The sequence below is a fragment of the Mycobacterium sp. pUA109 genome (assembly GCF_041287095.1).
Classification (GTDB): domain Bacteria; phylum Actinomycetota; class Actinomycetes; order Mycobacteriales; family Mycobacteriaceae; genus Mycobacterium.
This window is the reverse complement of record NZ_JBGGKS010000003.1, coordinates 97204-116589: the sequence shown is the minus strand read 5'-3', so window position 1 is coordinate 116589 and position 19386 is coordinate 97204. Positions and strand designations below refer to the sequence as shown.

The following is a 19386-nucleotide window of genomic DNA, read 5'->3' as shown; positions in this document are numbered from 1 at the left end:
GAACGATGAGGGGCAGGCGTTGACCGAGGACGTTCTGGACGAGCCGCTCGGCAGCCACGTCCTGGAGTTGCAGATTGCCGACGTCGTCGCCGAAACCGACGACGCCCGGTCGCTGGTGTTTGCCGTGCCCGAGGGCGCCGACATCCCGGCCGAGCGGCTGCGCTACGCACCGGGCCAGTTCCTGACCCTGCGCATACCCAGCGACCGCACCGGCTCGGTGGCCCGCTGCTATTCGCTGTGCAGTTCCCCGTTCACCGACGACGCGCTCACCGTCACGGTCAAGCGGACCGTCGACGGCTACGCCTCCAACTGGCTGTGCGATCACGCCCACCCCGGTATGCGCATCCACGTGCTGGCCCCGTCGGGCACCTTCGTGCCCAAGACGCTGGACGCCGACCTGCTGCTGGTGGCCGCCGGCAGCGGCATCACCCCGATGATGGCCATTTGTAAGTCGGCGCTGGTGCAGGGCAGCGGCCAGGTGACCCTGCTCTACGCCAACCGCGACGAGCGGTCGGTGATCTTCTCCCGTGCGCTGCGCGAGCTGGCCGACAAGTACCCGGACCGGCTGACGGTGGTGCACTGGCTGGAGTCGGTGCAGGGGTTGCCGAGCGCGGCCGCGCTGGGCCGACTGGCCGCGCCGTACACCGGCGGGGACGTGTTCATCTGCGGTCCGGGACCGTTTATGCAGGCCGCCCGGGATGCGCTCGAGGCGCTGAACGTCCCCGCCAACCAGATCCACATCGAGGTGTTCAAGTCGCTGGACAGCGATCCGTTCGCCGCGGTCAAGGTGGAAGGCTCCGGTGATGAGCCGCCGGCCACCGCGGTGGTGGAGTTGGACGGCGAGACCCACACCGTGTCCTGGCCGCGCGGCGCCAAGCTGCTCGACGTGCTGCTCGACGCCGGCCTGGACGCACCGTTTTCCTGCCGGGAGGGGCACTGCGGCGCCTGCGCCTGCACGCTGCGCAACGGCAAGGTGAACATGGAAGTCAACGACGTGCTGGAACAGCAAGACCTCGATGACGGACTGATCCTGGCCTGCCAGTCCCACCCGGAAACCGATTCGGTCGAAGTGACCTACGACGATTAACGCGGCGCTAAGTTCTGACTCGGCGGCTCCGGAAGGGAAGCATTCATGAGGCGGCTGGTGACGGCAATGGCGGCGGTCGGGTTGGCCTTAGCGGTGACGCCCCCGGCGACCGCGGCGGCGGCCAGCGACACCGCGACCACGTTGTTCCCGGTCAACGATTCCGCCGATCAGCTGGAGACGCATAGCTGGGTGGACTGCAAGGTCGCCGCGGCGCACTGCGACTTCATCGCCGGGGTGCAGTTGCGCACCCCCGACGGGGTGGCCGGATTCCCGCCGGATCTGTGGGCGCGCCAAAGCACCGAGATCCGGTCGAATAAGCGCTCGGCGTACCTGGATGTGCATACGGCCGGCGGCGAAGGCCCGTGGGCCGACCGCGGGGGGCCGGGAACGAAGGTGTTCAAAGAGGGTGGATCGGCGACGGTCACCTCGCTGTACAACGGTGCGGGCCCGCCGGATAAGTACCAGACCGTCGGCACCATCGACTCCAACGACTGGGCCACCGGGCGGCCGGCGACCGACGCGAAAGTGATCGTGTGCGCGAACGTGCAGGTGGTCTACGCGGGGGTCAACCTCACCACCCCGAGCACCTGCGCGCAGGCCAGCTTCTCCTGAGCGCGGCCCGCGTAGCGCGTCGCCGGATGCTGAGATTGCGTCGAGGGTCGTGCATTTCGAAAATCCACGACCCCCACTGCAATCTCGAGACGCGCGATGGATGAGAATCGGCAATGGGAATCGGTGCGACTACCGATCCTGCACCGTCGGTAACGTACGACGTTGTGCGGGCAAGCCAGAGCCGACGACGCGACAGCGATCCGGAGTTGCTGGCGCGCATCCACGCCGCGGCGGCGCAGGCCGGCCTCGGCGCACATCAAGCCCGCTACTGGTGGGCGCCGTCGTTCAATGTCCCGCGCGGCATGGCCCTGCTCATCCTTGCCTCGCTGTGGGTGCCGACATTGACCAGGTCTCCGGTGCAAGCCGTCGAGGTTATCGGGTGGGCCATTCCGCTGGTCGTGATCGGGGGCGCAATCGTCGGTGAGCTGCTCTACGGGGCAATCCAGCGAAGCCGCCGACTGGACCTGTTCGAGCACGGTTTGACGGTGGCGCGACGAGGCCGGTTGCAGGTGGTGCGCTATGCCGATACGTCGGTGGTCGAGCGCATTATCAAACACGGCGGCACGAAGGCCTACTACACCAGCTACCGCTACACCCTCGTCGATACGACCGGTGCGGAATTCCGGATCACCAGTCGCACCGAGCGGCCCACCGAGTGGGGCCAGACAATCCAGAATGCGGTCGCTCTGGCCCAGTTGGCCCGCGCGGTGGCGGCGGTTGATGGCGGGCAGCGACTCGACTTCGGCGTGTTCTGGATCACCGCAGGGCAGTTGGGCCGCGGAGCGGATGCGTGGTCGTGGTCGGAGATCCTCGATCTTTCCGTGCACCAGCTTTCTGTGCGGCTGGTGTTGAAGGACCGCTTTCGACCGGTGACCGTCGACATTCGACGGATTCCGAACTTCCGCCTGCTGATCGCGTTGATCGAACGCTACGCGCCGCACGCCAGCAAAGCCGATGTCGGGGAAACGTAGCCTATCGCCGATTCTCATCCATCGCGCGCATGTTGAGATTGCGCCTGTGGTCGCGATTTTTCGAAAACGACGACCCTCGACGCAATTTCAACGCCACCCGTTGCTTTGCGCCTGCTCGGCGGGTCTGGTTCAGCGCGGCAGGCCCAGCAGCCGTTCGGCGGCCACAGTGAGCAGGATCTGCTCGGTGCCGCCGGCGATGGTCAGACACCGGGTGTTGAGGAAGTCGTGCACGGTCTTGTTGGAGACCACTCCCCCGCCCTCCGACAGCTCCATCCGGAACTCCGACAGCGCCTGCCGGTAGCGGACCCCGATCAGCTTGCGGGCGCTGGATTCCGCGCCGGGGTCGGCACCGCCGACCGCCAGCTGCGCGATGCGCTGATCCAGCAGCGACCCCACCTGGGCGGACAGGATCAGCGCGCCAAGCCGGTCCTGCAACGCCGGGTCCAAGTCGAGGCGAGCGACCGTGCGCAGCAGCTCCTCCATCGGATTGCCCAGCGCGGTGCCGGCCGCCATCGCGACCCGCTCGTTGGACAGCGTGGTACGCGCCAACCGCCAACCGTCGTTCACCCCGCCGACCACCATCTCGTCGGGCACGAACACGTCGTCCAGGAAAACCTCGTTGAACAGGTCATCGCCGGTGATTTCGCGCAGCGGCCGGATTTCGATCCCGGGGGTGGCCATATCGACCAGGAAATACGTGATGCCCTTGTGTTTGGGGGCCTCCGCGTCGGTGCGGGCCAGGCACACCCCCCACTGCGCCTTATGCGCGGCCGAGGTCCACACCTTCTGCCCGGTCAGCCGCCAGCCGCCGTCGGTCCGCACCGCCTTGGTGCGCAGCGACGCCAGATCCGAACCGGCGCCCGGCTCGGAAAACAGTTGGCACCAAAAGATGTCGCCGCTGAGCGTGGCCGGAATGAACCGCTCGATCTGGGCGGGCGTGCCGTGCTCGAGGATGGTCGGCGCGGCCCACCAGCCGATCACCAGGTCCGGGCGCTCGACGCCGGCGGCGGCCAACTCCTGATCGATGAGCAGTTGCTCGGCCGGTGCGGCACCCCGCCCGTAGGGGCGCGGCCAGTGCGGCGCCTGCAGCCCGGCCTCGGCCAGCGCGCGCTGCCGCTTCTCGACGGGCAGCGCGGCCACCTCGGTGACCGCGGCGCTGATCTCGGGTCGCAGGTGCGCGACCGCATCCAAGTCGATGCGCAGCTCGCGCCGTACCCCCTGCTGGGTCAAAGCCGCCACCCGCCGCAGCCAGCGCGGCCGACCGCCGAGGAACTGCCCGATCCCGTAGGCCCGCCGCAGGTACAGGTGGGCGTCGTGCTCCCAGGTGATGCCGATGCCGCCGAGCACCTGGATGCAGTCCTTGACGTTGGCTTTGGCGGCCTCGATGCCGGTGGCGGCGGCCACCGCCGCGGCCACCGACAGCTGCTGGTCGCTGGCCTCGGCGGCGGCGCGGGCGGCGTCGGCCGCGGCGACCGATGCCTGCTCGGCCCGCAACAGCATCTCGGCGCAGATGTGCTTGATCGCCTGGAAGCTGCCGATCGGCTTGCCGAACTGCTCGCGCACCTTGGCGTAGTCGGTGGCGGTCTGCAGCGCCCACCGGGCCAGGCCGGCGGCCTCGGCGGCGGCGACCGTCGCAGCGAGGTCGTGTACCCGTTGGTCGGTCACCGACAGGACGGTGGCCGGCGCCGCATCCAGGGTGACCCGGGCCAGCGGGCGGGAGAAATCCGTCGCGTCCAACGCCTCGACCCTCACACCGTCGTCGGCGGCGTCGATGACCAGCCAGCTCTCGCCGGCCGGCAGCAGCAGCACCCCGGCGGCATCGGCGCCCAGCACGTACTCGGCGGTGCCCGAGACTCGGTCCTGGTTGCGCTGCACGTCGGCGGCCAGCGCAACGCCGGCGGTGCGCTGCCCCGAGGCCAGCGATTCCAGCAGCTCCGGGTCGGTGACCAGCAGGGTGGCCAGCGCCGTCGTCGCCACCGGCCCGGGAATCAACGCGCGGGCGGCCTCGTCGACCATGGCGCACAAATCCTGCACGCCGCCGCCGGCGCCGCCGTGCTCCTCGGCCACGGCCACCCCGAACAGCCCCAACGACGCCAGGCCGTCGAAAACCGGTCGCCACGCTTCGCTCTTGCCCTGCTCAACGTCGCGAATCGCCGCGGTCGCGCCGGCTCCCGCCGCCCAGTCGCGCACCAGCTCGCGCGCCGCGAACTGCTCGTCCGTGATGGTCGTTGGCACCCTGGACACCTCCGGACTCCTACGTTTGACGGGAGAAGGGCACGCACGCCCCACTAGAACGTGTTCTAATAGTGCCAGTGATCGACCGTCAAGTCGACCGCCATCGCAGCAGGACACGCGGGTTTCTCGGCGCTGCGGAGACGAGAAAGTCGCGCTTGCCATGCGTATCGTTGCCCACGGGTACGTAAAAGTTGAAGGAGTTTCCTGCCGCATGTCGTCGCCAGCGCACAGCAACTCAGGCCGGGCTTCGGGCGCGCAGCCACGGGAGGTCTCCAACGTGGCCGCCCTCGCCGAGTCGGAACTCGGGTCGGAGGCGCAGCGGGAGCGCCGCAAGCGCATCTTGGACGCGACGATGGCCATCGCGTCCAAGGGCGGTTACGAGGCGGTCCAGATGCGGGCGGTGGCCGACCGCGCCGACGTGGCGGTCGGCACCCTGTACCGGTACTTCCCGTCCAAGGTGCATCTGCTGGTGTCGGCATTGGGCCGCGAATTCGAACGCATCGACGCCAAAACCGACCGCTCCACGCTGACCGGGGGCACCCCGTATCAGCGGCTGAACGTGATGGTCAGCAAGCTCAACCGGGCCATGCAGCGCAATCCGCTGCTGACCGAGGCGATGACCCGTGCCTACGTGTTCGCCGACGCCTCGGCGGCCGGCGAAGTCGACCACGTCGAGAAGATCATCGATTCGATGTTTGCGCGCTCGATGAGCGACGGCGAGCCGACCGAGGACCAGTACCACATTGCCCGGGTGATCTCCGATGTGTGGTTGTCCAACCTGCTGGCGTGGCTGACCCGGCGGGCGTCGGCGACCGACGTCAGCAAGCGACTGGACCTGGCGGTGCGGTTGCTGATCGGTAACGGGGAGAACACTCCGGCCTGACCGGTCCGCACGCTTTAAGCTGTCGACCGTGACCCGCGTGGATCTCAACGCCGATCTCGGGGAGGGTTTCGGTGTCTGGCGCCTCGGCGACGACGACGCCATGCTGGGCATCGTCACCAGCGCCAACGTCGCGTGCGGATTCCACGCCGGCGATCCGGCCGGGTTGTTGCGGGTGTGTCAGGCGGCCGCCGACCGGGGGGTGCGGATCGGCGCGCAGGTCAGCTACCGGGATTTGGCCGGGTTCGGTCGCCGCTTCATCGACGCCACCGCCGAGGATCTGCTCGCCGACGTCGTCTACCAGATCGGCGCGCTGCAGGCGCTGGCGCGGGCCGCCGGCGCCACGGTCGGGTACGTCAAACCCCATGGCGCGCTGTACAACACCATCGTGACCCACCGCGAGCAGGCCACCGCCGTCGCCGAGGCGGTGCGCGCGGTGGACGCCGGCCTGCCGGTGCTGGGGCTGGCCGGTTCGGTGTTCTTCGAGGAGGCCGAGAAACGCGGCCTGCGCACGGTGGCCGAGGCGTTCGCCGACCGCGCCTACCGCCCCGACGGCCAGCTGGTGTCGCGCCGCGAACCCGGCGCGGTGCTGCACGACCCTGCGATGATCGCCGACCGGGTGGCGAGCATGGTGGGCAGCGGCCGGGTCACCGCGGTCGACGGATCGCCGGTCCAGGTTCACGCGGAATCGGTGTGTGTGCACGGGGATTCACCGGGCGCGGTGCGGATCGCGGCGGCGGTCGCCGACCGGCTGCGCGCCGACGGTGTCGAACTGCGGGCGTTCTGCTGATGCGACTCAAACCCGGCCGCCCCGATCTGGCCCGCTACGCGGACCGATTCCGGGTGCCGGCCGCCGCCGCCGGTGCGCCGCTGTCGGTGACGTGGCTGGGCGTGACGACGTTGCTGATCGACGACGGGTCGTCGGCGCTGCTGACCGACGGCTACTTCTCCCGGCCCAGCCTGCCCCGGGTGGCGGTGGGCAAGGTGGCGCCGTCGGCCGCGCGCATCGACGGCTGCCTGGCCCGCGCCGGGGTGCAGCGGTTGGCGGCGGTCATCCCGGTGCACACCCACATCGACCACGCGCTGGATTCGGCGGTGGTCGCCGAGCGCACCCACGCACTGCTGGTCGGTGGCGCCTCGGCCGCCAACATCGGTTACGGGCAGGGGCTTTCCGCGGAGCGGGTGGTGGTCGCGGCTCCCGGTGAGCCGATCCCCCTGGGCGCCTACCGGGTGACGCTGATCGAATCGCGGCACTGCCCACCCGACCGGTTCCCCGGCGTGATCACCGCGCCGGTCACCCCGCCGGTGAAGGCGTCGGCCTACAAATGCGGGGAGTCGTGGTCGGCGCTGGTGCACCACCGGCCATCGGGGCGGCGGCTGCTGATCCAGGGCAGTGCCGGGTTCGTGCCGGGCGCGCTGGCCGGCCACCGCGCCGAGGTGGTCTATCTCGGGGTCGGCCAGCTCGGTCTGCAGTCACGGCAATACCTGGTCGACTACTGGACCGAGACGGTGCGGGCGGTCGGCGCCTCCACCGTGGTGTTGACCCACTGGGACGACTTCTTTCGCCCGCTGTCAAAACCGTTGCGGGCGCTGCCGTATGCCGGCGACGACCTGGATGTGACGATGCGGGTGCTCGGCGAGTTGGCCGAGGCCGACGGGGTCGCGGTGCACATGCCGACGGTGTGGCGCCGCGAAGACCCGTGGACGGCCGGCTAATCGCGTTTGTTACCAACCGTTTCCGGCATGGCCAGCAGGTACAGGGCGAACCCGGCGGCGGCGATGGCGCCCAGCGCCAGGAACGCCACCCGGTAACCGGCGGTGACCACCACCCATCCGGCGGCGAAGTTGGACAGCGCCGCACCGACACCCCAGGCCGCGGTGATCGCGGCCAGGCTGACGTTGTAGCGCCCGGTTCCGTGCGTGACGTCCTGCACCACCAGCGGGAACAACACCCCGAAGATGCCGGCGCCGACGCCGTCGAGCAACTGCACCCCGACCAGCCACCACGAGTTGTCCGACAGCGTGAACAGGAACCCGCGGACGGCCAACACGGCGAAGCCCACCAGGAAGATCGGCTTGCGGCCCCAGACGTCGGCCTTGGTGCCGGTCAGGTAGGCCACCGGCACCATGACGCCCTGCGCCGCGATGATGCACACCGACATCAGCGCGGTGCCAACGTCTTTGTTGTGCAGCGCCAACAACTGGCCGACCAGCGGCAGCATGGCCGCGTTGGCGAAATGGAACACAATGACGACCGCGGCGAAGACCATCAGTGTCCGGTTATGCCACAGCACCGCGAATCCCGATGGCCGCCGATGCGGCTCGCCCGGCGCGTGGTCCATCCCGCGTGCCACATCGTGGTCGATCGCCGCACCCGGTATCCGCAGGGTGGCCACCACGCTGAGCACGCCCATCGCCGCTAGCACCCAAAACACCACCACCGGGCCGAACAGGTAGGCGAGGGCGCCGCTGAGGGCGGCGGCCGACGCGGTGCCGGCGTGCCGGTACGACTCGTTGCGCCCGATGCGTCGGGAGAACTGTCGGGTCCCCACCACACCCAGCGTGATCGCCGCTAACGCCGGCGCGAACACCGAGCCCGCGATGCCGGTCACGGCCTGCAGCAGCGAGATCGCGTAGAAGCCCGGGCACAGCGGCATCGCCAGCGCCCCCACCCCGACGCCGACGACCCCGCCGATCAGCAGGGCCCGCTTCGCGGTCGTGCGGTCGACCCACGCACCGACCGGCGTTTGGGTGACGATGGCCGCGACACCGCCGACGGCCATGACGAAACCGATCGACGCCTGATCCCAATGATGGGTCAACAGAAGATAGATCGACAGATAGGGGCCCAGGCCGTCGCGGACATCGGCCAGCGAGAAGCTCAGCAGATCCAGCGCACGCCACACCGGCGGCCGGCGCAGCTCAACCCGGTTGACATTCGGGTCCACCACCGGCACCCCCATGTCATACCGCATGCTGGCTGGATCGCTGTAATATTCGCCGAGATGATTCGCTGTGGCCACGATACCGTCGGCGTCATAACGCTGAATCCGCACTCGTGTCGCTGATTCTGGCGCTGCTGCTGCTGGTCGTCGTCCTCGGCTTCGCCGTCGCCCGGCCGCGGGGCTGGCCGGAGGCGTTCGCCGCGATCCCGGCCGCAGGCGTCCTAGTGGCCACCGGCGCGATCTCGCTGCGCGACGCCACCGCGGAGGCGGCCGGGCTGGTGCGGGTGGTGGCGTTTCTGGGCGCGGTGCTGGTGCTGGCCAAGCTGTGCGACGACGAAGGGCTGTTCGACGCGGCGGGCGCCGCGATGGCCCGCGCCGACGTGGGTCCGCCGCACCACCTGCTGCGGCGGGTGTTCGCCATCGCCGCCGGCATCACCGCGGTGCTGAGCCTGGATGCCACCGTGGTGCTGTTGACCCCGGTGGTGTTGGCCATGGTGCGGCGCCGCAGCGCGCCGGTGCGGCCGCACGCGTATGCCACCGCGCACCTGGCCAACACCGCCTCGCTGCTGTTGCCGGTGTCGAACCTGACCAACCTGCTCGCCTTTCACGCCGCGGATCTCTCGTTTTCCCGTTTCACCCTGCTGATGACGCTGCCGTGGCTGGCCGCCAACGGCGCCGTGTACGTGGTGTTCCGGTGGTTTTTCGCCCGGGATCTGCGTGCGGTGCCCGATCACGCCGCGACCGCCGCGCCGCCGCGGGTGCCGATCTTTGTGCTGGTGGTGCTGGCCCTGACGCTGGCCGGGTTTGCTGTCACCGAGGCGCTGGGCGTCGCGCCGGCGTGGGCGGCGCTGGCCGGGGCGGCGGTGTTGGCCGCACGGAGCCTGAGTCGGCGACGCAGCACGGTGATCGGCATCGTGCGGGCGGCCAACCTGCCGTTCCTGCTGTTCGTGTTGGCGTTGGGGGTGGTGGTGCAGGCCGTCGTGATCAACGGGTTGGGCAGCGGCATGCGGGCGGTGCTGCCCAGCGGTTCGGGGCTGGCGGCGCTGCTGGGTATCGCCGCGGTCGCGGCGGTGCTGGCCAACCTGGTCAACAACCTGCCCGCCACCTTGGTGTTGGTGCCGCTGGCCGCCGCGAGCGGGCCGGCGGCGGTGCTGGCGGTGCTGATCGGGGTGAACATCGGCCCGAATTTGACCTACGTCGGGTCGCTGTCGAATCTGCTGTGGCGTCGGGTGTTGCGGCGCTACGACGTTCCGGCCGGCGTCGGCGAATACACCCGGTTGGGATTATGCACGGTCCCGGCGGCGGTGCTGGCGGCGGTGTTGGCGCTGTGGGTCAGCGTGCGGCTGCTGGGCGTTTAATACGACGGCGGCAGCGGCATCCCGAGTTCGGCCAGCACGCTGCGCAGCCGCGCCGGATAGTCGGTGATGAGGCCGTCGACGCCGGCGGCGATCTGGGCCCGCATGGTGTCGGTGTCGTTGACGGTCCACGGGATGACCTTGAGCCCCAACGCGTGTGCCCGGTTGGTGAATTCTGCATCGACGATCCGGTATTCCGGCGAGACGACGTCGGCACCGGCCGCCAGCGCGGCCAGGACCGGGTCGCCGGCCGCGGTGGTGTCATCCCACAACGCCACCAACGGGATGCTCGGCTCGGTGTTGCGCACCATCGGCAGCGTGCGCCAGTCGAAGCTTTCGATGTCGACGCGGTCCACCTTGCCGGCGGCGCGGACCGCGGCCAGGATCACCTCGACGAACTCTTCGGGCGGTGCGGATTCGTCGGGATGTGCGGCGTCCAGCTTGGTTTCGATGTTGTAGCGGAACTGGGCGTCGCGGGAGTCGCTGAGCGCGAACACTTCCGGCAGGGTCGCCAGGGTGTTGCCGGGCACCGGTTCGGCGTCGGGAAAATCGTCGAGCGGCAGACCGCAGTCCAGGGTGCGCAGCTGCGCCAGGGTGAGGTCGTGCACCCGTTTACCGACATACGGGTATTGCGGGTCGTCGACGAACAGCGGCGCGGTGTCGGCGCACTTGTCGGGTTGGATGGTCGGGTCGTGCCAGACCAGCGGTTGCCGGTCTTTGGTGATGACGATGTCGAATTCCAGTGTGCTGACCCCGACTTGGAGTGCTTTGGCGAAGGCGTGCAGCGACGACTCGGTGGTCTCGCCGCGGCCGCCGCGGTGCGCCTGCAGGTCGAAGTCCGGTGGCTGCGCCGCCGCCGTCGGCGCGGCCAGTAACGCCGAGCAGACGCAAAAGACCCCAAATCGTCGGCGTTTCGGGGGATTTTGTGACTGCTCGCGGCGGGTCACCGGCGCTGGCGGGCGATTTCGGCCAGCACCACCCCGGCGGCCACCGAGGCGTTCAGCGATTCGGTCGCCCCGGCCATCGGGATCGACACCACCGCGTCGCAGTGCTCCCGCACCAGCCGCGACAGCCCCTTGCCTTCGGAGCCGACCACCACCACCGTCGGGACGGTGCCGTCCAGCTCGTCGACCACGGTGTCCCCGTCGGCGTCCAACCCGACCACCTGCAGGCCCCGGTCGGCCCAGTCCTTCAACGTCCTGTTGAGGTTGGTGGCCCGCCCCACCGGAATTCGGGCCGCCGCACCGGCGCTGGTGCGCCAGGCCACCGCGGTCACCGACGCCGACCGCCGCTGCGGGATCAGCACACCGTGCCCGCCGAACGCCGCCACCGACCGCACGATCGCGCCCAGGTTGCGGGGGTCGGAAATGTTGTCCAGCGCCACCAGCAGCGCGGGTTTGACGTCGTCGGACGCGGCGGCCAGCAGATCGTCGGGGTGCGCGTACCGATACGGCGGCACCTGCAAGGCGAGGCCCTGATGCAGCCCGTTGGTGGTCATCCGGTCCAGGTCGGTGCGCGGCACCTCCAGGATGGGGATGCCGGAATCGGCGGCGCGGGTGACGGATTCGGTGAGCCGCTCGTCGGCCTCGGCGCCCAGCGCGACGTACAGCGCGGTGGCCGGGACCCCGGCGCGCAGGCATTCCAGCACCGGGTTGCGGCCCAGCACGGTTTCGGTGTCGTCGGTGCGCTTGGCCGGCCGGCCGGCCTGCTGCTTGGCCGCCTTGGCGGCCCGTTTGGCGGCCGGATGATGCGGACGCTTGTGTGCGGGCGGGGTGGCGCCGCGGCCCTCCAGCCCGCGGCGGCGGACACCGCCGGAGCCGACCGTCGGCCCCTTCTTGGTGCCCGGTTTGCGTACCGCCCCGCGCCGGCGCGAATTTCCGGCCATCTACGTGGTGTCCCTGTCCGTCAGCGACCATTGCGGCCCGTCACCGGTGTCGGTGACCTCGATACCGGCCTGTTTGAGCCGGTCCCGGATCTCGTCGGCCAGCGCCCAGTTGCGTTCGGTGCGGGCGGCTTCGCGGCGCTGCAGCTCGGCGTGCACCAGCACGTCGACGGCCGCCAGCGCCGCCGACGTCTCGTCCCGGGATTCCCAGCGTTCGTCGAGCGGATCGCAGCCGAGGATGCCCATCATGGCGCGGATCGCGCCGGCCTGGGCCAGCGCGGCGTCGTGGTCGCCGGCGTCCAGCGCCCGGTTGCCTTCGGCGCGGGCGTGATGCACCTCGGCCAAGGCGATCGGCACCGACAGGTCGTCGTCGAGCGCGTCGGCGAACCGCGGCGTCCAGCACGTGACGTCGACGGCCCCGACCCGGTTGCGCACCCGGTGCAGGAATTCCTCGATGCCCACGTAGGCCTTGACCGCGTCCTGCAGGGCGGTTTCGGAGAATTCCAGCATCGACCGGTAGTGGGCGCTGCCCAGGTAGTAGCGCAGTTCGGCGGGCCGGACCCGCTGCAGCACCGCCGACATGGACAGCACGTTGCCCAGCGACTTGCTCATCTTCTCGCCGCCCAGGGTGACCCAGCCGTTGTGCAGCCAGTACCGGGCGAAGCCGTCGCCGGCGGCCCGGCTCTGCGCGATCTCGTTCTCGTGGTGCGGAAAGACCAGATCCATGCCGCCGCAGTGGATATCGAACTCGGGCCCCAGGTAGGTGTGGGCCATCGCCGAGCATTCCAGGTGCCAGCCGGGCCGGCCGGGTCCCCACGGGGTGGGCCACGACGGTTCGCCGGGTTTGGCGGCCTTCCACAGGGTGAAGTCGCGTTGGTCGCGTTTACCGGTGGCCACGCCCTCGCCCTGGTGCACGTCGTCGACCCGGTGCCCGGACAGCTGCCCGTAGTCCGGGTAGCTCAGCACGTCGAAGTAGACGTCGCCGCCGCCGGTGTAGGCGTGCCCGGCGTCGATCAGCCGCGCGATCAGCTCGACCATCTGGGTGATGTGCCCGGTGGCGCGCGGTTCGGCCGACGGCGGCAGCACCCCCAGCGCGTCGTAGGCGGCGGTGAACGCGCGCTCGTGGGTGGCGGCCCACTCCCACCAGGGCCGGCCCGCCGCGGCGGCCTTGTTGAGGATCTTGTCGTCGATATCGGTGACGTTGCGGATGAACGCGACGTCGTAGCCGCGCGCGGTCAGCCAGCGGCGCAGCACGTCGAACGCCACCCCGCTGCGGATGTGGCCGATGTGCGGCAGCGCCTGCACGGTGGCGCCGCACAGGTAGATGGAGGCGTGGCCGGGCCGCAACGGGACGAAATCACGCACGGCACCGGTTGCCGTGTCGTGGAGCCGCAGGCGGGCGCTATCGGTCACGACGTGCCAGCTTACCTGGCTGGTGGGGGCGGGCCCGGCACCACCAGCGCGGTGGCGATGGCGGCCAGCCCTTCGCCGCGGCCGGTCAACCCGAGGCCGTCGGTGGTGGTCGCCGACACCGCGACCGGGGCGCCGAGCAACTCGGACAGCAGCTGTTGGGCCTCCGCGCGCCGCGGCCCAACCTTGGGCCGGTTGCCGATCACCTGCACGGCGGCGTTGCCGACGGTAAAACCCTGCGCCGCCAGCAGGTCGCGGACATGGCCAAGCATCGCCGCGCCGGTCACCGCGGCCCAGCGGGGGTCATCGACCCCGAACACCGCCCCCAGGTCGCCGAGCCCGCCGGCCGACAGCAGGGCGTCGCACAGCGCGTGCACGGCGACGTCGCCGTCGGAGTGCCCGGCGCAGCCGTCGGCGTCGGGGAACAGCAGCCCCAGCAGCCAGCAGGGCCGGCCGGTTTCGATCGGATGCACGTCGGTGCCCAGCCCGACCCGCGGCAGCGGGTTCACTCGCCCACCACCGCTTGGGCCAGCAGCAGGTCCAGCCGGTTGGTGATCTTGAAGGCCAGCGGGTCGCCGGCGACCACCTGGACCTGGCCGCCGACGTGCTCAACCATGGACGCGTCGTCGGTGAACTCGCCGTCGCCGCTGCGCTGGTAGGCGCGCAGCAGCAGGTCGGTGGCAAAGCCCTGCGGGGTCTGCACCGCCCGCAGGCCGTCTCGCTCCGGCGTGCCCAGCACCACGCCGTTGGCGTCGACCGCTTTGATGGTGTCGGGCACCGGCAACGCGGGCACCACCGCGGAGTGCCCGGCCCGCAGCGCCTCGACCACCCGGACGATCAAATCGGGCGGTGTCAGCGCACGGGCGGCGTCGTGCACCAGCACAAAATCGGGCTGCTCGGCGGCAGATACCGCGGCCAGCGCCCGGCGGACCGAGTCCACCCGGGTGGCACCGCCGGCCACGACGGTAGCCTCGCCGCCCAGGATCAGCTTGGCTTGGTCGGTGCGTTCGGCGGGTACCGCCACCACCACCCGGTCCACCACCCCGGACTGCAGCAGGCCGGCGACGGCGCGTTCCACCAGGGTGCGCCCCTCGAGATGGAAAAACGCCTTGGGAACACCGACCGCTAACCGTTCACCGGAGCCTGCAGCTGGAACGACGGCGATCGTGCCCGTCACCAAACCCTCCGGAGGTCAGGACGCGGCGGCCAGAACCTCGTCGAGAATGGTCTCCGCCTTGGCGTCGTCGGTGTTCTCCGCCAACGCCAACTCGCCGACCAGGATCTGCCGAGCCTTGGCCAGCATCCGCTTCTCGCCGGCCGACAGGCCACGCTCCTGGTCGCGGCGCCACAAATCGCGCACGACCTCGGCGACCTTGTTGACATCACCGGAGGCGAGCTTCTCCAGGTTGGCCTTGTAGCGGCGCGACCAGTTGGTCGGCTCCTCGGTGTGGGGGGCGCGCAGCACCTGGAAGACCTTGTCCAGGCCCTCCTGCCCAACCACGTCGCGCACGCCGACATACTCGGCATTCTCGGCGGGGACTCGAACGGTGAGGTCGCCCTGCGCCACCTTCAAAACGAGATAGTCTTTTTGTTCGCCTTTGATGGTCCGGGTTTCGATCGCCTCGATTAGTGCGGCACCGTGGTGTGGATAGACGACGGTGTCTCCGACCTTAAAAATCATCTGATTCGAGCCCCTTTCGCCACTCCATGCTAACACGGGCCACCAACACGCGTTGAACAACGGTGCAGGTCAGGGGCACCGCCGGTGAAGAATAGGGGTTGACACGGCGCTAAATCCGTGCAACACACCACACGTCGAGGATTTCGCCGAGCACCGATCCGAGCGCGGCGTGCGGCGCTGGCAGGGGCTGGGCCGCCCTGCGCTACCGCCGGCCGGACCGTCCTACTACAGTGCATAGTCATCAACCGCAGCGTCGGTACCGAGCAGGAGGCATTGAGTGAACCGCATCGACACCCGCCTGCGTACCCGCGTATCCGCGGCCACCGTCGGGCTGGCGCTGTGCGCCACCCTCGGTGCCGGCACCCTCAGCGGCTGCGGCACCGGACAGATCTCGCAGACCGCGAACCAGGCGTCCGCGGTGAACGGCACCGGCGGGGTGCTCAAGCATGTGGCGCTGCGCAATGTGCGCATCCAGTCCGACCAGAGCGGCGACTTCGTCGAACCCGGCAAAACCGTCGACCTGGATTTCGTGGTCAGCAACCAGTCCCCGGACACCCGCGACGAACTGACCGGCATCCACACCGACATCGGCACGGTGACCGTCAACGGCAACAAGACGCTGCCGGCCGGCGGCATGCTGGTGGTCGGCACCCCGGCCGGCCAGGATGCGGCGCCGGCGAAAGCCATGCAGGAACTCCGCAACATCGAGGACGCCAGCGCCGCGGCCGCGACCGTGGCATTGAGCAAGCCGATCAGCAACGGCCTGACCTACAACTTCACCTTCGATTTCAAGGTGGCCGGCAGCATCACCCTGGCGGTGCCCATCTCCGCCGGGACGGCTCCGCAGCAGGTCATGTCCGGAAACGAGTAACGGGCTGTCACACTCGCCCGATACGGTCACCCCGTGACCAAGGCACGTGCGCAGTACCGCTGCTCGGAATGCCAGCACATCACCACCAAATGGGTGGGTCGCTGCCCGGGCTGCGGCACCTGGGGCACCGTCGACGAGGTGGCGTCCCTGGGCGCGGCGTCCGGTGTGGGCCGGCGTGCGGTGATTCCGAGCTCCCCCGCGGTGCCGATCAGCTCCATCCAGCCCGGCCACACCCGGCACTACCCGACCGGCGTCGGTGAGCTGGACCGGGTGCTCGGCGGCGGCGTGGTGCCCGGGTCGGTCACGCTGCTGGCCGGCGATCCCGGGGTGGGCAAGTCGACGCTGCTGCTGGAGGTCGCCCACCGCTGGGCGGAAACCGGTCAGCGGGCGCTGTACGTCTCCGGCGAGGAGTCCAGCGGGCAGATCCGGCTGCGCGCCGAACGCACCGGCTGCAGCCACGACGAGATCTACCTGGCCGCCGAATCGGATCTGCACGCGGTGCTCGGCCACATCGAGGCGGTGCAGCCCACGCTGGTCGTGGTGGACTCGGTGCAGACCATCTCCACCACCGAGGCCGACGGGGTGTCCGGTGGCGTCACCCAGGTGCGCGCGGTGACCACCGCACTGACCACGGTCGCCAAGACCACCGGGGTGGCGCTGGTGCTGGTCGGCCACGTCACCAAGGACGGCGCGATCGCCGGTCCCCGGTCGCTGGAACACCTCGTCGACGTGGTGCTGCATTTCGAAGGTGACCGCAACACCACCTTGCGGATGGTCCGCGGGGTGAAGAACCGGTTCGGCGCCGCCGACGAGGTCGGATGCTTCCTGTTGCACGACAACGGGATTGAAGGGATCGCCGACCCCTCGGGGCTGTTTTTGGAGCAGCGGCCCGCCCCGGTGCCCGGCACCGCGATCACGGTGGCGTTGGACGGCAAACGGCCGCTAGTCGGCGAGGTCCAGGCGTTGCTGGCCACCCCGAACGGCGGGTCACCGCGGCGGGCGGTCAGCGGCATCGACCACGGCCGCGCCGCGATGGTCACCGCGGTGCTGGAAAAACACGCCCGGCTACCCATCGGCGCCTGCGACATCTACCTGTCCACCGTCGGCGGCATGCGGCTCACCGACCCGTCGTGTGACCTGGCCGTGGCGATGGCGCTGGCCTCGGCGACCGCCGAGCTGCCGCTGCCCACCACCGCGGTGGTGATCGGCGAGGTCGGGTTGGCCGGCGACCTGCGGCAGGTCAGCGGGCTGGAACGGCGGCTGAGCGAGGCGGCCCGGCTCGGGTTCACCACCGCGCTGATCCCGCCCGGCGGCGCGGCGGTGCCGGCCGGGATGCGCACCCTGGAGGCGGCGACGATCGGCGCGGCGCTGGGCCACCTGGTCGACATCGCCGACCATCGCACCAGCAAACCGCCGCGGCTGCATAGTCTGGATGGGCCGCCCGACCGGGGCGGCGCAGCGCAGAATGGATGGTCGTGACGACGACGGGCAGAAGGAACACCCACGGCGCGCCGCCGGCGACCCGCCCCACCCTGCGGGAGGCGGTCGGCCGGCTGGCGCCCGGCACACCGCTGCGCGACGGTTTCGAGCGCATCCTGCGCGGCCGGACCGGGGCGCTGGTGGTGCTCGGCCACGACGACAATGTCGAGGCGATCTGCGACGGCGGGTTTTCCCTCGACGTGCGGTACGCGCCGACCCGGCTGCGGGAGCTGGCCAAGATGGACGGCGCGGTGGTGCTCTCCACCGACGCCAGCCGCATCGTGCGGGCCAACGTGCAGCTGGTGCCGGACCCGTCGATCCCCACCGACGAGTCCGGCACCCGGCACCGTTCCGCGGAGCGGGCCGCGATCCAGACCGGGTTCCCGGTGGTCTCGGTCAGCCAGTCGATGAGCATCGTGACCGTCTACGTCGGCGGGGAACGCCACGTGCTGGCCGACTCGGCAACCATCCTGTCCCGGGCCAATCAGGCCATCGCGACGCTGGAACGCTACAAGACCCGGCTCGACGAGGTCAGCCGGGCACTGTCGCGGGCCGAGATCGAGGACTTCGCCACGCTGCGGGACGTGATGACCGTGGTGCAGCGGCTGGAATTGGTCCGCCGCATCGGTTTGGTGATCGACAACGACGTCGTCGAATTGGGCACCGACGGCCGGCAGCTGCGGCTGCAGCTCGATGAGCTGCTGGGCGGCAACGACACCGACCGGGAGCTGATCGTGCGGGACTACCACGCCAACCCGGCGGCGCTGTCCAAGGCGCAGGTGGCCGCCACCCTCGACGAGCTGGACGCGCTGTCGGACAGCGAGCTGCTCGACTTCACCGCGCTGGCCACGGTGTTCGGCTATCCGGCGACCGCGGAGGCGCAGGACTCGGGGGTCAGCGCGCGCGGCTACCGGGCGATGGCCGGGATCCCGCGACTGCAGTTCGCCCACGCCGACCTGCTGGTCCGGGCGTTCGGCACCCTGCAGGGCCTGCTGGCGGCCAGCGCCGGGGATCTGCAGGCGGTGGAGGGCATCGGCGCGATGTGGTCCCGCCACGTGCGGGAGGGGTTGTCGCACCTGGCCGAGTCGACGATCGCCGACCGGCTGGCGTGATCGGTCAGCCCGGCGGAGCCACCGGCGGCGGGCCGGGCATCGGCGGCGGACCCGGCGGCGGCCCTTGTGGGGGCAGCCCGGGCGACACGCCGTCCTGGGGCGGTACCCCGGTGGCCGGGGACGCCTCGGCGAGGATGAACGGCACCGCGGCCGACCGCAGGTTGCCCAGTTGCACGACGAGGTTGTAGGTGCCCGGCCCGATCGGTTGACGCGGCAGCGGACACTGCGGCGCCGATCCCATCCCGGTCCAGGTCACCGCGGTGGTGACCTGCTCGCCCGGCGCGAACGTCTTCACCAGGGTTTCGTTGGACGGTGCGCAGTCCAGGTTGGACCACAACCGCTGGTTGTCCAGCGAGTACACGTAGGCCGCCAGCACGGCCGCCCCGACGTCACGTTTGCAGGACACCAACCCGATGTTGGTGACGACCATGGTGAACTTCGGCTGCTCACCGACGGTGTACCGGGGCTGGTTGGTCAGCCCCTTGACCGCCAGCGTCGAGTCGGGGCAGTCGTCGCCCTCCTTGAGCACCGGCGGCGGCTCCACCGCCGCCGTGGGCGTCGGGGCCGGGGCTTGGTTGGCGGCCGGCGGCACCACCGGCGTCTTGACTTCCGGTTGCGCGGCCGGCGGGGTGTGTCCGCTGGCCGGTTTCTCGGCGGCCGGTTTGGCGCCGGCGCTGCTGCTCACCACGGCGATAATGACCGCGACCACGGCCCCGATCACGACCACCGCGATGCCCAGTGCCAGGGCGCGCCGCCGCCAATAGATCTGCGGTGGCAGCGGGCCATGCGGTTCCAAATCCAGCACGTTCTCACGGTAAGGCCAGGTCACGCCGATCCGTCCGACCCGTGTCGGCGTGTCGTTGCGC

19 protein-coding genes are annotated in these 19386 nt (G+C 70.3%); 10 read left to right on the top strand and 9 right to left on the bottom strand.

Translation table 11 applies throughout. The annotated features are described in order from the left end of the window. The first annotated feature begins 19 nt into the window (after positions 1-19). From ACAG26_RS04535 to ACAG26_RS04525, 3 genes are all read left to right on the top strand, one after another. The gene (locus ACAG26_RS04535) at positions 20-1087 is read left to right on the top strand and encodes a 2Fe-2S iron-sulfur cluster-binding protein (protein WP_370480386.1); all 1068 of its coding nucleotides are present in this window, start codon (positions 20-22) and stop codon (positions 1085-1087) included. Between the two features lie 45 nt (positions 1088-1132). Continuing rightward, positions 1133-1699 (top strand): hypothetical protein, encoded by a 567-nt coding sequence (locus ACAG26_RS04530; RefSeq protein WP_370479895.1) that lies wholly within the window; start codon positions 1133-1135, stop codon positions 1697-1699. A gap of 113 nt (positions 1700-1812) precedes the next feature. Further along, positions 1813-2670: a DUF6585 family protein gene (locus tag ACAG26_RS04525; protein WP_370479893.1), complete on the top strand. Its 858-nt coding sequence runs from the start codon at positions 1813-1815 to the stop codon at positions 2668-2670. Between the two features lie 129 nt (positions 2671-2799). Here ACAG26_RS04525 and ACAG26_RS04520 read toward each other — a convergent pair whose 3' ends face one another. Continuing rightward, positions 2800-4905, bottom strand: coding sequence for an acyl-CoA dehydrogenase family protein (locus ACAG26_RS04520; protein ID WP_370479890.1), 2106 nt, complete (start codon positions 4903-4905; stop codon positions 2800-2802). 277 nt (positions 4906-5182) lie between these two features. On the opposite strand from ACAG26_RS04520, the gene kstR reads away from it, so the two are divergent. Genes kstR through ACAG26_RS04505 form a run of 3 tightly spaced genes read left to right on the top strand, consistent with a single transcriptional unit; the run spans position 5183 to position 7501 of the window. Beyond that, entirely contained in the window at positions 5183-5788 is a 606-nt protein-coding gene (kstR, locus tag ACAG26_RS04515; RefSeq protein WP_370480385.1) for a cholesterol catabolism transcriptional regulator KstR, read from the top strand. Positions 5789-5816: 28 nt separating this feature from the next. Next, complete coding sequence (locus tag ACAG26_RS04510) at positions 5817-6575, top strand: LamB/YcsF family protein (protein ID WP_370479888.1); 759 nt, start codon at positions 5817-5819, stop codon at positions 6573-6575. Beyond that, positions 6575-7501: an MBL fold metallo-hydrolase gene (locus ACAG26_RS04505; RefSeq protein WP_370479885.1), complete on the top strand. Its 927-nt coding sequence runs from the start codon at positions 6575-6577 to the stop codon at positions 7499-7501. Before ACAG26_RS04510 ends, ACAG26_RS04505 begins: the two co-directional genes overlap by 1 nt. On the opposite strand, the gene ACAG26_RS04500 is transcribed toward ACAG26_RS04505, so the two are convergent. Continuing rightward, complete coding sequence (locus ACAG26_RS04500; RefSeq protein WP_370480384.1) at positions 7498-8748, bottom strand: MFS transporter; 1251 nt, start codon at positions 8746-8748, stop codon at positions 7498-7500. The two genes, ACAG26_RS04505 and ACAG26_RS04500, sit on opposite strands and share 4 nt — an antisense overlap. Before the next feature lie 95 nt (positions 8749-8843). Between ACAG26_RS04500 and ACAG26_RS04495 the strand changes: the two genes are divergently transcribed. Then, complete coding sequence (locus ACAG26_RS04495) at positions 8844-10088, top strand: SLC13 family permease (protein ID WP_370479883.1); 1245 nt, start codon at positions 8844-8846, stop codon at positions 10086-10088. Here the strand turns inward: ACAG26_RS04495 and ACAG26_RS04490 are convergent. Genes ACAG26_RS04490 through carD form a run of 6 tightly spaced genes read right to left on the bottom strand, consistent with a single transcriptional unit; the run spans position 10085 to position 15058 of the window. Next, entirely contained in the window at positions 10085-11032 is a 948-nt protein-coding gene (locus ACAG26_RS04490; protein WP_370479881.1) for a glycerophosphodiester phosphodiesterase, read from the bottom strand. The two genes, ACAG26_RS04495 and ACAG26_RS04490, sit on opposite strands and share 4 nt — an antisense overlap. After that, entirely contained in the window at positions 11029-11970 is a 942-nt protein-coding gene (gene rlmB / locus ACAG26_RS04485; RefSeq protein WP_370479879.1) for a 23S rRNA (guanosine(2251)-2'-O)-methyltransferase RlmB, read from the bottom strand. Before rlmB ends, ACAG26_RS04490 begins: the two co-directional genes overlap by 4 nt. After that, the gene (gene cysS / locus ACAG26_RS04480; protein ID WP_370479876.1) at positions 11971-13380 is read right to left on the bottom strand and encodes a cysteine--tRNA ligase; all 1410 of its coding nucleotides are present in this window, start codon (positions 13378-13380) and stop codon (positions 11971-11973) included. It abuts the gene before it with no gap. A gap of 11 nt (positions 13381-13391) precedes the next feature. Continuing rightward, a complete protein-coding gene (gene ispF / locus ACAG26_RS04475; RefSeq protein WP_370479874.1) occupies positions 13392-13886 on the bottom strand; it encodes a 2-C-methyl-D-erythritol 2,4-cyclodiphosphate synthase in 495 nt (164 codons plus the stop codon). Further along, positions 13883-14554, bottom strand: coding sequence for a 2-C-methyl-D-erythritol 4-phosphate cytidylyltransferase (gene ispD, locus ACAG26_RS04470; RefSeq protein WP_370479871.1), 672 nt, complete (start codon positions 14552-14554; stop codon positions 13883-13885). Before ispD ends, ispF begins: the two co-directional genes overlap by 4 nt. 15 nt (positions 14555-14569) lie before the next feature. After that, positions 14570-15058, bottom strand: coding sequence for an RNA polymerase-binding transcription factor CarD (carD, locus tag ACAG26_RS04465; RefSeq protein ID WP_071024923.1), 489 nt, complete (start codon positions 15056-15058; stop codon positions 14570-14572). 277 nt (positions 15059-15335) lie between these two features. Here carD and ACAG26_RS04460 point away from each other — a divergent pair, with 277 nt between their 5' ends. The 3 genes from ACAG26_RS04460 to disA are packed head-to-tail and all read left to right on the top strand — an operon-like array spanning position 15336 to position 18520. Further along, on the top strand, positions 15336-15929 hold the full coding sequence (locus ACAG26_RS04460; RefSeq protein WP_370479868.1) for a hypothetical protein: 594 nt from the start codon (positions 15336-15338) through the stop codon (positions 15927-15929). 33 nt (positions 15930-15962) lie between these two features. Beyond that, on the top strand, positions 15963-17408 hold the full coding sequence (radA, locus tag ACAG26_RS04455) for a DNA repair protein RadA (RefSeq protein ID WP_370479865.1): 1446 nt from the start codon (positions 15963-15965) through the stop codon (positions 17406-17408). Next, positions 17405-18520, top strand: a complete 1116-nt coding sequence (disA, locus tag ACAG26_RS04450; RefSeq protein ID WP_370479863.1) for a DNA integrity scanning diadenylate cyclase DisA — start codon at positions 17405-17407, stop codon at positions 18518-18520. Before radA ends, disA begins: the two co-directional genes overlap by 4 nt. Positions 18521-18524: 4 nt before the next feature. Here disA and ACAG26_RS04445 read toward each other — a convergent pair whose 3' ends face one another. After that, positions 18525-19325, bottom strand: coding sequence for a hypothetical protein (locus tag ACAG26_RS04445; protein WP_370479861.1), 801 nt, complete (start codon positions 19323-19325; stop codon positions 18525-18527). Between the last annotated feature and the right edge of the window lie 61 nt (positions 19326-19386).